This is a genomic window from Lujinxingia vulgaris, from assembly GCF_007997015.1.
In the GTDB taxonomy this organism is placed as follows: Bacteria; Myxococcota_A; Bradymonadia; order Bradymonadales; family Bradymonadaceae; genus Lujinxingia; species Lujinxingia vulgaris.
This window is the reverse complement of sequence record NZ_VOSM01000014.1, coordinates 29,877-43,297: the sequence shown is the minus strand read 5'-3', so window position 1 is coordinate 43,297 and position 13,421 is coordinate 29,877. Positions and strand designations below refer to the sequence as shown.

The 13,421-nt window shown below is 57.6% G+C and carries 11 protein-coding genes; 9 read left to right on the top strand and 2 right to left on the bottom strand.

Going from position 1 to position 13,421, the window contains the following annotated elements; all coding sequences use genetic code 11:
* Positions 1 to 153: 153 nt before the first annotated feature.
* Entirely contained in the window at positions 154 to 1,122 is a 969-nt protein-coding gene (locus FRC98_RS18855) for a hypothetical protein (protein ID WP_230467793.1), read from the bottom strand.
* 1,089 nt (positions 1,123 to 2,211) lie between these two features.
* On the opposite strand from FRC98_RS18855, the gene FRC98_RS21780 reads away from it, so the two are divergent.
* The 9 genes from FRC98_RS21780 (at position 2,212) to FRC98_RS18815 (ending at position 12,373) form a co-directional block, all read left to right on the top strand.
* Complete coding sequence (locus FRC98_RS21780; RefSeq protein ID WP_230467792.1) at positions 2,212 to 2,733, top strand: hypothetical protein; 522 nt, start codon at positions 2,212 to 2,214, stop codon at positions 2,731 to 2,733.
* Between the two features lie 319 nt (positions 2,734 to 3,052).
* Entirely contained in the window at positions 3,053 to 6,418 is a 3,366-nt protein-coding gene (locus tag FRC98_RS18845) for a CHAT domain-containing protein (protein WP_146982978.1), read from the top strand.
* Positions 6,419 to 6,421: 3 nt separating this feature from the next.
* Positions 6,422 to 7,066, top strand: a complete 645-nt coding sequence (locus tag FRC98_RS18840) for a hypothetical protein (RefSeq protein WP_146982976.1) — start codon at positions 6,422 to 6,424, stop codon at positions 7,064 to 7,066.
* Complete coding sequence (locus FRC98_RS18835; RefSeq protein ID WP_146982974.1) at positions 7,067 to 7,747, top strand: hypothetical protein; 681 nt, start codon at positions 7,067 to 7,069, stop codon at positions 7,745 to 7,747.
* A 126-nt stretch (positions 7,748 to 7,873) separates the two neighbouring features.
* Positions 7,874 to 8,023 carry a hypothetical protein gene (locus tag FRC98_RS21775; RefSeq protein WP_164856046.1) on the top strand — a complete coding sequence of 50 codons (150 nt, stop codon included), beginning with the start codon at positions 7,874 to 7,876 and terminating at the stop codon, positions 8,021 to 8,023.
* A gap of 97 nt (positions 8,024 to 8,120) precedes the next feature.
* Positions 8,121 to 9,476, top strand: a complete 1,356-nt coding sequence (locus FRC98_RS18830) for a B12-binding domain-containing radical SAM protein (RefSeq protein WP_146982973.1) — start codon at positions 8,121 to 8,123, stop codon at positions 9,474 to 9,476.
* Positions 9,476 to 9,895, top strand: a complete 420-nt coding sequence (locus tag FRC98_RS18825) for a DUF4258 domain-containing protein (RefSeq protein ID WP_230467805.1) — start codon at positions 9,476 to 9,478, stop codon at positions 9,893 to 9,895. The genes FRC98_RS18830 and FRC98_RS18825 overlap by 1 nt, the downstream gene beginning before the upstream one ends.
* A 227-nt stretch (positions 9,896 to 10,122) precedes the next feature.
* Positions 10,123 to 11,583 (top strand): restriction endonuclease, encoded by a 1,461-nt coding sequence (locus FRC98_RS18820; protein WP_146982970.1) that lies wholly within the window; start codon positions 10,123 to 10,125, stop codon positions 11,581 to 11,583.
* 133 nt (positions 11,584 to 11,716) lie between these two features.
* A complete protein-coding gene (locus tag FRC98_RS18815; RefSeq protein ID WP_146982969.1) occupies positions 11,717 to 12,373 on the top strand; it encodes a DUF4145 domain-containing protein in 657 nt (218 codons plus the stop codon).
* Positions 12,374 to 12,626: 253 nt separating this feature from the next.
* On the opposite strand, the gene FRC98_RS18810 is transcribed toward FRC98_RS18815, so the two are convergent.
* The gene (locus tag FRC98_RS18810; protein ID WP_146982968.1) at positions 12,627 to 12,857 is read right to left on the bottom strand and encodes a hypothetical protein; all 231 of its coding nucleotides are present in this window, start codon (positions 12,855 to 12,857) and stop codon (positions 12,627 to 12,629) included.
* Between the last annotated feature and the right edge of the window lie 564 nt (positions 12,858 to 13,421).

Below are 13,421 nucleotides of genomic sequence, written 5' to 3'. Positions count from 1 at the left end.
CAATCTTCGCGAGGTGCGGCCACTACGTGCGCGCCTGCGGCGAGTGCTCCCTCGCCATGCGGACGTGCGCCCGTTTTCTACGCATGAAAACGGCCACGTCCAATGTTTATGCGCCCAACGGGCGTCCCCCCCTGCCAAACGCGCAGACCGCGTTCACCAACAGCCGCCGGAATCGTTGTTGAGCACGAAAGACCACATCGAACTCTCAGATTCCAGCAGAACACCCTGGGCATCATAGCTCCGGAAGGTGAGCCGCTGAGCGCCCCCGATGAATCTACTCTCGCTTTTGATGCGTCCGCTCGCGTCGGAGAAGATCTCCAGACGCGTCGGCAACGCCCGGCAGAGGTACTCGTAGGTGTAGTCTGCCAGGTAGCCGCCGGGACTCTGAGCCGTGAATGCCTGATCCAACACGAGGTGATCCAGGTGCGCGGCCCGGGCGATCCGCTCGTAGAGGCAGATCGCGTCGTCGTCAAAATCCTTTCGGACAAAAAGGCCCTGGTCTCTCAGCGGGCCCGTACTTCCACCTCCGGGCAAGGATCCCAGGTTGACGTTGACTTCGCTTCCCGTGGTGAACCAGTCCACCTCGTAGGTACCCGTCGCCGGCTGAAGGTCAAAGCCATCGGCGTGAACATACCTGGGCGGGACCGGGTTTGAGCCGCATCCGCAGGGCGAATCAATGCACGACGCTTGCGCGGCGACCTGGTCATAACGGACCTCGTGGGTGTCGCGGAAGAGCGTCAGATCGGCAAGAGCAAAGGCCCCTTCAAAGACGTTCTGCTGAAGGTCATTGCGGGCCTGGCTCGGAGCGAGCCGCGAGGCCACGGCGACGTTGGCGCGGGCCAGCTGCAGGGGAATTCTGGAGCCGCCGGGATCGGGGACGCTGACGGTGACACTGACCACCGACCCGCGCGCCATGACCCGGTGCAACCTGCTCAGCTCCGGGGCGGAGAGGGCGACGAACTCGAGATTTTCAATCTGTGCTCGCGGGGCCACGCCACCTGAACCCGAACTCAAGTTATGGGGAACATCGATGGCCAACCGGAACTCAACCAGGTCCAGATAAAAGTCATCGCGGGAAGTCTCCACACGCAGCGTGGCCACAACAGGGGGCGTGGGCTCCATCCCCGGCGCGGGGGCGGGCTCGCCAGGAGGCCCCTCGGGGCCCGCAGGGCCCACCGGGCCTTGCTCACCGGGCGGGCCTTGCTCACCGGCAGGGCCTCGCTCCCCGGGCGGGCCTTGCTCACCGGGAGGGCCTTGTTCACCTGCGGGGCCTTGTTCACCAGCGGGACCTTGCGCCCCGGGGATGCCTTGTTCGCCGGCGGGGCCTGGTTCGCCGGCGGGGCCTGGTTCGCCAGCAGGGCCTTGCTCACCGGGTGGGCCTTGCTCACCGGGCGGGCCTTGCTCACCGGGCGGGCCTTGTTCGCCAGCGGGGCCTGGCTCACCACCGGCAGGACCCTCGGGCCCCTGAGGACCTGCGGGGCCGGTGGGGCCTGCAGGACCCGGCGGCCCCGCAGGACCCGCCGGGCCGGCAGCTCCCTGCGAACCTTCGGAGCCCATACAACCCACCACAAACACACACGCGACGATGACGTTGCTCAGACGATGCATAAAACACTCCAGTTAAATGCGCACAGAGCTCGGGCTGATTGAGGCTTCTGTGCGGGTTGGCAGGAGCTCAGGGACTGGGCTTGTAAGTACCGGGTAAGAGTATCATGGGGATTATGGGGGGTCATATCGCATCGATCATCAGATGAGTTTGCCTCGACCCGACACCTGCTCGCCGGGGTGGGAATGAGGCCCAGCGAAGATTGTGACCGCAGTGCGTGCACAATCTTCGCAGGGCAGCTGCGGCGTGAGCTCCCAGGCCAAGATCATGGATAACGGCGGAGTGAAGGTCGCACAGAAGGAGGCGATCGCTTCTTATGCGCCATCGAAAATAAGCGATCGCTTCGTGTCATCGCCCAGCACGAAACAACTTGATTCTGTCCGACCAACGGACAGGACCTCGCCGGCATGGCGTCACGACGTCGAAGCGCCATCTGCCGCTCACCAGCCGGCTGAAACAAGCACTGCCCCGCCTATTAACGATTTCGTTATTAGTGCCTGGCGCTAGTAACGCATTCGTTAATAGCATGAGCCACGCTTCCCATCATGCACTTCGTGTCCCCGCCACACGACCCGTCAATCAAGCTCCCTCCACAGCAGAGCCCCATGCATATCTTCGGCACCCTCCCCCCGGACGCGCAATCCGCGCTTCAAACCCTCCTCACCCGCATCGCCGGAATGGAAGTCCACCGGCGCGCTCCCGCCCGCTCCTCGGTCCCTCACCCTCAGAGCACCGATCTGGAGCTCGCCATCCAACCCCATCTCGAATCGCTCGACTTCCAACACCACGTCCGCCTACACCATCCGCGCACCGGCGAGGGCTTTGAGTACGACTTCTTCCGCGCCCGCGATGGCATCGCCCTGGAAGTCATGGGCTACCGCGCCGACGACGAGGTCTACAAAGACATTTTGAAGTTCCACGTCCACCCCGAGACCCGCATCGGCGTGGTCCTGGTGCCGCGCTACAAGTGGATCTCCTCACGACGTACGGACACCAACTACGCCGCCACGCTCAAAGCGCTGGCCTTTGCCGACCACTCGATGAACGTCGAGGCGTTGGTGGCGGTGGCGTACGACTGGGAGGCTGGAGAGGTGGAGAGGGCGTGGGGGTTGGTGGTGGTGGGGTAGTTTGCCGATATACGCATTGACGGCTCGCAAAAAGTCAACCAATACTCTTCTATCTCAAATTCAACACCAAAGGGGTTTCCTTACATTCGCGTTATGGCTCCCACTATGCCTGCCGACCGGTTTGTCTTTGTTATATACATCCCCCTTCTTTGCTCGTGGTTTTGCGATCAGCACAGGGGCCTTACCGTCGACTCTTCAATGTAAAACACCTGCGATTTTGAAGAATTTGGGAAAAAATGCCTCCGACGCCCCTTCATCTGAGATGGTCTACATCCCATCTCGGGCTCTCGACCTCCACTCACTTCTTTAAGGACTCCATATGTCGCAACCACCTAAGCGCAAAATCTATCAAACTTTCGCGAACAGACTCCGCAACTGCGACTTCCCCACCGCACTAAGTCTTTGCGGCCAGACGGTCTATGAGCTTCATGCGGCAGGAGAAGACTATCTCGATGCGCTCCAAGAGGTTGGACGAATATTCTCCCTCCGCGTTCGACCCGTCCCCGCGGCCGAGGTAGCTTGGGCGGTACATCAGGCGGCCCATGCACTTAGCCAGGGCACCGACGAATCATTGTCATTTATTGTACCTGCAAACGCTTTAATGAGCCTTGTGCAACAACGCTACAAGAAAGACAAAACCATATGCTATACGACCGCGATCATGGTCACTTTGATTCCGCGTGAACGCACGAGGCTCCCCAAACCCATACTTGCTCATCTGTACCGGCAAGCACTTGAACTCGGTGGTGCTATAACCAATCCAGAAGAGCGTTCGCATTTCGAAAATGTCCGCGCCCATTATGCCGATATTCTATCCCAACTCGATCGCCCGGAAGCGATGAGCGAGAGCCTCTCCGTGTTTCAGCAGGCGCTCAAGTCTTTAGGCGCTTTCCAAGAACAGGGGATACCAGACGCAGACGAGTCTTACGCGCAGTGCCTATACAATTATGCGATGGCACTTAAAAACCGGCACTTTGAAGACCAGACCGCGTCCTTACTGCAGGCGCTGGAGCACTTCGAACATTGCCGGCTTCTGCCTGCACGCAATCGCCACTTAGGTGCAAGGGCGATGACGACGCAGATGCGGCAAGCCACCGTAAACGTGCTTATTCAACTTCTCGATGATCCCGATGAGAAGATTCGCCTTCTCGAGGACGGACTAGCCATCGCTGAAAGTGAACTCACGGACCTGGACAAGAGATGTACGAACACAGAATCAAAATACAACATTCCTCATATTCGCGAGTCCCTTTGGCTGGCAATCACCAATGGAAAATATTTACTTCTTCAGACCTGCATCGACGCGGGAGAGCAGCTGCAAGACGAACTACGAGAACACTGCCATAATGCGTTACTTCGATTTGACGAAGTATATAACGTCATCGGTCCCGACGCTCTTGCCTACCGTCTACAGTTCCAACGCGCCTTGACCCGAGAAGCACAACCCTTGTCGGAAGAGCAACTCCTTATCCTATTGGAACACATCGAAAGGTCTATGAACCAAAGGCAGGGGTATCTAACGGCCACAGAGGCCAACCACCTCCTGGCCGCCATCAACAACCAAAACTTAGTGAATCTACAGCCTCGAACTCTAGTGCTACTTGGTTCTTTAATGAACCATATTCATCCGATCACGGTCGGCACGTCATTGAGTCGCATGTTGTTTGAAAGCGAATATTCGTTACTCAACACAGCGGCTCAAAAGAACTGGGACGCGATTGAGAAATACATGACGTCCAGTTTAGAAAGTGCTTTGAATGTGGTTCAGTACCCCATCTGGTCAGATAGCTATCGCCGTGTCCTCGCCATCCGACTCGCACGCCTCGCTACCATTCACCGTGAATGGGCGGCAATCGATCCGGTTGAGTCGCTGGAACTTTTTGATCTCAGCCATGGACAAGCCTATCGCACCGATCTGAACTTCTTCGGCGCTGGAGATGTCATTGAAGACGAGGAGAATTTAACAGATCCGACAAAGTGGCCCGAGGAACTGTGGCGACTGAACCTTTATCGAGCTCGTATTGATTTTGACACGGTATGCCGCCTGATCTCGGTGGATGACATCGCGCGACTCCATCCAGAAAGACGTGACTTCATGGACCAGACGCGTCCCGCATTGAGCATGGTTGGAAGCTATCAAAAAGACGGTGAAACGATTTTTGGCACCATCGAAAACCCGGAAGCACGCGCCGGGGAGATTTACGAGGAGATTAGTTGGCTCCTTCGCCTCGGACGAGAGAAGGGATGGCAACCGGCTGTTCAAGAGGCCTCAGTCGACGGCGCGACTCTGCGCACCTGGCTTGTAGAGCACCCGAACACAGGCGTGATCGCGGCTGGCGTTGGGCATGTAAAACTGATCTGCGCAGATGATAAAGGCGCATACAGCTTAAACTTGCTTGAAAGTCTTGATGAGAACGAGATCGACAGGATGGAGTCCTCGGTGAGACTGCTTCGCAAAGCTGACAACGCGTTTCGAAGTGGTGATGTCAGCGACACAAGCCGATCAGCATTTGATGGCGCGTTGAAAGACCACCTGGGTTCATTGATTCCGCTGAGCAATCAGCTCGTTGAGTTCGCCCTCGCGAGGGGACTAAAAAACCTCGTGGTGCTAGCACAACAGGGCATGGACCTGGTCCCGTGGGAATACATTCCTACCAACAAGGCAGATTCACCTTGTCTGGGGCAGACGTTCAACATGGTGCGGACTCAAACACTGGCTTCCGTAGTGCGTATGAGCGCGCAAAACAAGAGCTACGAAAATCGAGTTACCTATATCGGGGTGGATGAGGACTCGAATGACGGTCTGTCATTAGCCGCCCACCTCATCAGCGATGACTCCCAATATTGCGGGCTGAAACGTGAAGAGTTCGACCAGATCGCAATGCGTGCTCGCGTTTTAAGACTGGTGACGCACGGCACCCATCATAGTGGCATATTGGTCCCGGGTTTTTTACTCAGCGGATCGCCTGCCTCGGTAAGCATTGCCCCTTCCTCCCAAGATCAAATCCCTGAATTCACGGAACAAGATCGCTTGCCCTGGTTCTCCGTCACCGAAATCAAAACACTCAACATGAGCGGATGTCGGCGCGTCGAGCTGTGGGCCTGTGAGTCTGCCCAGAACGTGGACGTTATTGGGAATCTCCTTAACGATAACGAGCCTGTCGGACTTAGTGCTGCGTTTCTCACAGCCGGCGCGAGTCGAGTGCTTGGCTCCTGGTGGAAGCAGCCCATCGCCTCAGCACTGTTGATTGCGCGACGCTTTGAGAAAGAAGTCGACGACGGCGATGCATTTGCAGATGCCGGCGCTTTGGCGCGGGCAATCGCGGCCTATCGCGATACGGTTCGACCTGATGGGGCGTTTACGACGGCGGTTGTGAAGTACGTGAACGACCACCTCGACCAGGCTTCCTCTGAGACGGAACTGCGCCGCGCTGCGATCCGCGCCGGGTGGAGCTCGGCATACGAAGAGCTCACTGGAGAGAGCGTACCGCCGAAAGCGCTCGAAAAGTTTTCGCTGGTCTATATGGGTGGGTTTGTTGACGAGCCTAATAGGGATAACTCGCTTTCTGGACTACGAGCGGATCCGACGGCTGCTGTCGATGATTGGATGACAGTGTTTCGCGGCCCCGTCTCATGGGCGGGTTGGCGTATCGTCGCCCGTGATCGAAGCACCTTGGAGGATTAAGTGATGAATAGCGAAGACATTCAACTTCGGGATGAATTGGCCGATGCGCTGAGGGAAATGGTCGATTTGACGTGCCCCAGCATGCTCCCTTTATGGTTGGAGGCCACTAAACGGCTACGCGGCAACTATTTTGATGCTGCAACACCTGAGCTTCCCGCCTATTTGAAGCGAGCAATGTCAGACTCATCCCGTTCCAAATACAAAGCGCTAGCCAAATGGCGTCATTGCGTGGTGTGGCAGAGTCTCCTTGTGGACGATCCAGAAGTTTCGGTGGAAGAGGACAACCTGCTTCAGCGTGAGCTTGGTGCGTATGCCGAGACCAGGCCAACCTTGCAGGCTATCTACTTCAGCCCGTGTGATGACACGCCGCCCTATTCGTTCTCCCAAAAGAAGTCTGACGCTCCAACGATTGATATGGCGGTCGATTCGGAAGACCTGATCATTCGACGGTGTGTTCGAGCGGCCTGGACGACCGTTAAAATCATTGAAGCGCGCTGGAAAGAGGCGGAGGGTGGACCTGTGTCGGCGTTTTTAGAGTCTTCAGCTAAGAAGGCGCTCAAAGATGTTTTGAAGTTTACCGAGTTTTCGAAAAAGCCCGGAAACGACAAGTATATATGGCCAGTCTTGCGCTGGCCTGAGGAGGTATAAGTGGCGACCGAATCTTTTACGCCCACACTCGACCAACTCCGCGGATTTGTTCGAAACCAGGTACCTGTAGAATTGAGAAAGTCGATGTACCGATGGCTCGTTAGCTGTCCGGATCCCGCGCTGCCGACGGTCATCGCCAACCTGCAATTTGAATGGGAGCAGGTTCAGCAAGACCAGCAGCTACCAGAAGACTTGAGAGCACTGAGCGAGTTCTTTTTGCGGCTGTGGGAGTCCGAAGATGCCTCCTTCGACGTGTTTAAGCCGGAAGCTCGTCCCGTACAAACTCTCCAGTACGCGTCGAACCCGACGGGTTTTGAGGGCATTCGCCTGTGGCGAAGAGATGATGGCAGCCAGATTGTGGATGCGCGGATATTCGAGGTGGATGTCGAGGTACCAACACACCGGCGCAGGCACTTCACCTTCGTTTCAACTGACGCCGACGGACTCAAGAAGTTTGATTCAGGCAGGAGTTCGAATCAGCCACGTCCCTACAAATTCGAGCGTAGCGACGGCCGAGCTACGTTCTGGTATGTCGCCGCAAATGATGCGTCGGTACTCGGTATCGCGCCGACGACACCATCGCATTTTCTGGATTGGGTCCGGCGCATTCATGGCGAGCCTGGCGCTATTGTCAGCGCTGTGCGCCTTACCTCCCGCGTGCTGTCCGACCTCTACGACTAATCGTCGGCAAGCCTTAGGGCAGTAATTTGGGAAAATTCCGCTTCACCGCGTTTTGATTCGCCATGCTGAGGTTCCTCGCAGCGTTCCGCGCTGCATCACCTCAACTCCTTTCAAGGAGAACGCACCATGGCGAAGTCGAAGATTACTAAAGAAGCCGCGAAGCGGATCCAGAGTGCTGCCGACAAAAACGGCAACAATCAGGATTGGAAGAGCCGCGCGATGTCGGCGGCCGACCGCAACGCGAAAGAAGAAGCTCCTAAGACCAACGAAAGCTAAGTGAGGCGATTGCGCCCATGACCGTCTGCAAGACGGCTCGTGGGCGCTTTCGTTTTGGCTTGGCCTTTCAAAACTTACTGCGTCTCAGGAGTTCATCATGAACGTTACGAAACATCGTAGAATCATCGCTGTCGACTTTTACTGGACCCGCGACAAAGACCCCCGCGTCCCCCTGGGCCACGCGTCGTTGATCACCGCGCTTCGAGAGATACCCGGCGTGGACGTGCACTCCCTGGCACTCCCCGTCAACCTGGAGCCCCAGCGGTCGGAGGACATCGCCGACAACATTCTCGAACTCGCCGAAGGATGCGCCGCTCGCGAGGTGGACGTCGCGCTGGGTGCCTACGTGTGGGGCGAGGAGCTGCTGGGGCAGGTTCTGGCCCAGCTGCGAGCGAAGGGATTTCAGGGCCGCATCATCATCGGAGGGCCCCAAATCTCGTATAGCGGGCCGGGGCTGGAGAACATCTATCCCGAGGCCGACATCTTCGTACGCGGTTACGGGGAGGATGCACTCCGCGCGCTCGCTGCGACCGCGGAACATCAAGACATTTTGGGGGTACACTGGGCCGGCACGAAGGACGCGTCCGAGCAGGCGCGGGTGGACCTGGAGAAGCTGCCCTCGCCCTGGCTCACGGGTGCAATTCCTCTCGAAGGTCAGCGCTTCATTCGCTGGGAAACGCAGCGGGGATGCATGTTTCGATGTGCCTTTTGCCAGCACCGCGAGCCCGGGAAGCGGCTGACACAGCGGACCTTAGGGTTGCAACGGATCGAGGCGGAGATTGACCTCTTCTGCGCGTCGGACGTGGCGGAGATCGCCGTACTCGACCCGATCTTCAACATGGCGCCGCATGCGGCTGGCGTGCTGGCGCGCTTTCGTGAGCGCGGCTTCCAGGGACGCCTTTCCCTGCAGTGTCGCGCCGAGACAATGACGACCGAACTTTATGATGCGGGAAGCGGTCTCGAACTGTGCCTGGAGTTCGGGCTGCAGACGATTCACAAAAGTGAGATGGCAGCGATTCGCCGCAACAACGCTCTGCCCCTGGTCGACGAAGCCTTGGAGCAAGCCCGACGTCGGGGTATCGACCACGAAGTGTCGCTGATCTTCGGCCTGCCCGAGCAGACGCTAAAGTCCTTTGAAGAGAGCGTGCAATGGTGTCTGACACGCCGCGTACCGGTGCTCAAAGCCTTCCCCCTGATGCTCCTTCGCGGGACTCGCCTCGACCTCGACCGCGCGAAGTGGGACCTGCGCGACAGCGGCGGCGCGATGCCAATGGTCCTGGAGGCCGCGACGTTTGACTACGACGATTGGCGCCAGATGGCTCGCCTCTCCGAGGCGTTGAAACTCACCGAAGGCGACCACCCCGAGACGCTCGAAGAACTACGCGACATCGCCACCAGTCTTGAGCCCAATGTCCTTCGATGGATGCCCGAGCAGCCAGGGAGGGCGATGTGATGAGCTACTTCTACAACAACCATTGGAGCGAGATTCGCTACACCGACCACGCACGCGAGCGCATGCAGGAGCGCGACATCGACGAACACGAGGTCGAACAGGTTATCAGGCGCGGCGAGCGTGTGCGCGACGGCAGCAGCTTTAAAGTCGAGATTCCCGAAGAAAGGCTCGACAACACCCGCCTCGACTCGCGACTGCGGCGAGTTGTGGTGGTCCTCACCACCGACACCGATGCGGTGAAGACCGTCTATCGCCGAGATGCACCCGGCACGGGCGACAATGCTTTCTCTCGGGGCTATACGCGGACGCACGCTCAACGCGCCTGGCAGCGGCCGATCGGGCTCCAGACGCATTATTCATCGAGCTGTGAGTTTCGTCTGGGCGACTATATAAAGTGGAAAAAGAAGCAGAAGACGTAACGGAACACCGCGTAGCTCGCCTATGCCCCCGCTCCACCCGGGCGAGCTACGCGCGTCTCCTCCCGCCCGTACGACTTGGGAGGCGAGGAAGGTGGAGGGGGCGTGGGGGTTGGTGGTGGTGGAGTCGTGAGCGTCAAAGACGTTGACGCCCCCGCCCCACCCCACCCATACTCCCCACCACCTCACCACCCCAGGGGTCTTCCGCACACTCAAGCCGTAGCCGTACTATGCCCAACGACCAGCCCACCTTCGATCAGTACATCGCCCCCCTGCTCTCCCTGCTTGCCCGGCACCCCGGCGGCCTCACGACGGCCGAGGTCTACGCCGCGCTGGCCAACGACCTGAACCTCTCCCAAATACAGGTCGAGGAGCTCCTTCCCAGCGGCACTCAGCCGGTCCATCAGAACCGCATTGGTTGGGCGCACAATCGTCTTAAGCGGGCGGAGCTTTCGGAGAGTGTCAGGCGTGGGGTGTGGGCGTTGACCGAGCGCGGTCGCATCAGCGCGGCGCATTTTGGCGGCGAACTCCCGGAGACGGTTCTCAATGCCCTGCTGCATACCGACACCAGCGCGCAGATGCTCAATGAGCTCGTCCCGGGACTCGTCGGGCTCCCAGCCGACGATGACCTGACCGACGCCCCTGGTGACGAGCTAGAATCGCGGACCTTCACCAGTCTTGAAGCTGCCAAAATCGTATTGGCCGACGCCGACGGACCGCTTCACTACCGAGAGATCACGCGCCGCGTCCTTGAGCGCGGCCTCTGGTTCACCACCGCCGCATCACCCGAAGCCACCCTGCTCGCCCAGGTCACGCGCCACATCAATGATGGCGGCGAGTCGTCGGATTTTCGACGTGTATCCCCGGGATGTTATGAGCTCAATCGAGACGGCGTGGAGAGTCCCTCCGAAATCGACATCGAACCTGAAACCATCTCAAACGCCGCCGCCCTCACTCCCGGTCAAAACACCGAAACCCTCTCCTTCACCGATGCCGCCGAACGCATCCTCCAGGTCTTCGCCGAGCGCGAGCCCATGCACCACACAGACATCACCAGCCGCGCGCTGGATCTGCGCCTCATCGTGACCGAGAGCCAGAGCCCGGCGTCAACGATGTACAGCTCCATCAGTCAGGAGATCCACCGACGCAAAGAACGCGGCGACACCCCGCGTTTTGAGCTCCATGGCAATGGCCTCATCGGCCTGACCCGCTGGAGCCAGACCGGGCTGACCGCCTACATCCAGGCCCATAACGACAAAATCCGCGCGCGCCTCCACCAGCAGCTCTTCGAGATGGACCCCACCGAATTTGAAGAACTCGTCGGCCGCCTTCTCATCGCGCTGGGCTTTGGCGACGTCGACGTCACCAGCCGCTCCAACGACGGCGGCATCGACGTGCGCGGCACCCTGGTCGTTGGCGACGTCATCCGCACCCGCATGGCCGTCCAGGTCAAACGCTGGAAAGCCAACATCAGCAGTCCCACCGTCCAGCAGGTCCGCGGCAGCCTCGGCTCCCACGAACAGGGCCTGATCATCACCACCAGTGACTTCAGCTCCGGCGCCCGCCAGGAGGCCGAACGCCCCGACGCCACGCCGGTGGGTTTGATGAACGGGACGCAGCTTGTGAAGTTGCTGGTCGAGCATGGGATTGGGGTGGAGAAGGATGAGTTGAGTTTGTTGCGGTTGGGGTGAGAGTTGCAAATCTCAACCACCCAAGCTATCATCTATTCGAACGTCAAAAAACGAATCACCCATAAACGTCATCCATACACATCTACACGACCTTAAAAAACTCATATCAACATATAACCAAAGGACCAAAGTAATGACCAACCTTTCAGTACCAATGCGATGCCCACACTGTAATAACAATAGCCCTTCGCTCATCCTCTCTACTTATTGGGATATTGCTACCACTCACGCTCCCGGAATGGCAGGACATGAATGGCAAATTGGAGAATGCTATGAATTTGCTGAATGCATTTCGTGCGGAGAGAGATTTTTCTACATGTATCACTGGCATGAACACATGGAACCAGAAGAGGCTGTACCAAAAGTACTCTTCCCAAGTGAAAAATCAGTACCTGAAGGCGTCCCAGAGCACATCAAGAATAGTCTTCTGGCTGCTAATAAAGTGCGCAATATCGATTACAATGCTTATGCCACCCTCCTTGGCCGAACATTGGAATTGATATGTGTAGACCAATCAGCATCTGGAAAAGACCTTTATGAAAAAATAAACGATCTTGTGAATCGAGATTTAATTCCCAAGACACTTGCAGACATTGCTCATAACGTAAGAATCCTTCGCAACTATGGCGCCCATGCGACTAAGGGAGAGATTTCCGAACAAGAGGTACCAGTACTGGACTCTTTGATTCATTCACTATGTGAGTATCTTTATGTCTTCCCGTCACTTCTCAATGACGCGCAGAAAGCATTAAACCGCTGCAAGTCCAATCAGAAAAAACAGAACACATAACAAAATACCAGCTTATGCAAATGCTTGAAAACCAACTAACCAAAGCGACAATACCCCGCAGGCTTGGCGAGTGGACTTGTTTGAATTACCAGCGTACCGCATAGGCCTTGGTCAAGCATTCAACAGCGATTTACATGACGTGGAAGTTGGTCGGCTCGAAATGGACATCCCTATTCTTATATTGCCAAACATATTAGCCACCCGTTCCTCTCACCGCAGAGTTGTTCGAACATAATAGTATGTCTTTCTCTATCTAAGCCTCTTCTTCAAACGCCACCGCCAGGAGTACTACCGTCGACTCAACGCCGTGCGAAGCGACGGCGACTGACAAGGTTGGCTGGACTCCTTTCTCGACGGGATCGCGACCATCGCTGATGAGGCCGTCGTCAACTCCCGCGAACTTTTCAACATGGTGACAGCGGATCGCCAGCGCGTCATCCACCACGAAGGCGTCAACCTGCTGGCCGTCCAGATCCTCGAGCATTTCCCGGGTCACCCGATTATCACCGCCCCCTGGATCGTCGACGCACTCTCCACCAGTTATTTTATTGCGGCGCGAGTTATCGAAGTGTTGAAGTCCGCCGGAATGCTTGTGAAAACCACCGGTAAAACGCGCAATCGGGTTGGATGCGTACCAGGCCTACCTTGATCGCTTGCGGGCTGGGACGGAGCTTGGAGACTAGTGAAGTCCAACCACGCGATGCCCCGCTTCTCGCTATAAGGCATGCGGATTAGCTGTATCGCTCCAAGTTAAGGGAAGCTAGCACGTCCCTTACCTCCCACTCTCGATATTTAGCTCCCCAACTCAGCCCCCTTACCTGCCCCACTCAGCACCCGAGTCCCCCAACTCAGCCCCCTTAGATCCGGCTCTCGCTACCCAGATCCCCAACTCAGCCTCCTTAGATCCAACTTTCGACACCCAGATCCCCAACTCAGCCTCCTCAACTCCCCGACCTGGACACCCAGATCCCCAACTCAGCGCCCTTACCCCCGCTTCTGGGTCCCCAGAGCCGCAACTCAGCCCCCTTACCAGCCATTCTCGGGTCAC

Coding starts and splice junctions, on each gene's coding strand:
- FRC98_RS18815 (WP_146982969.1), top strand. CDS start 11,717: ATGACCAACCTTTCAGTACCAATGCGATGCCCACACTGTAATAACAAT.
- FRC98_RS18845 (WP_146982978.1), top strand. CDS start 3,053: ATGTCGCAACCACCTAAGCGCAAAATCTATCAAACTTTCGCGAACAGA.
- FRC98_RS18855 (WP_230467793.1), bottom strand. CDS start 1,122: ATGGAGCCCACGCCCCCTGTTGTGGCCACGCTGCGTGTGGAGACTTCC.
- FRC98_RS18825 (WP_230467805.1), top strand. CDS start 9,476: ATGAGCTACTTCTACAACAACCATTGGAGCGAGATTCGCTACACCGAC.
- FRC98_RS18840 (WP_146982976.1), top strand. CDS start 6,422: ATGAATAGCGAAGACATTCAACTTCGGGATGAATTGGCCGATGCGCTG.
- FRC98_RS21780 (WP_230467792.1), top strand. CDS start 2,212: ATGCATATCTTCGGCACCCTCCCCCCGGACGCGCAATCCGCGCTTCAA.
- FRC98_RS18820 (WP_146982970.1), top strand. CDS start 10,123: ATGCCCAACGACCAGCCCACCTTCGATCAGTACATCGCCCCCCTGCTC.
- FRC98_RS18810 (WP_146982968.1), bottom strand. CDS start 12,857: ATGCTCGAGGATCTGGACGGCCAGCAGGTTGACGCCTTCGTGGTGGAT.
- FRC98_RS21775 (WP_164856046.1), top strand. CDS start 7,874: ATGGCGAAGTCGAAGATTACTAAAGAAGCCGCGAAGCGGATCCAGAGT.
- FRC98_RS18830 (WP_146982973.1), top strand. CDS start 8,121: ATGAACGTTACGAAACATCGTAGAATCATCGCTGTCGACTTTTACTGG.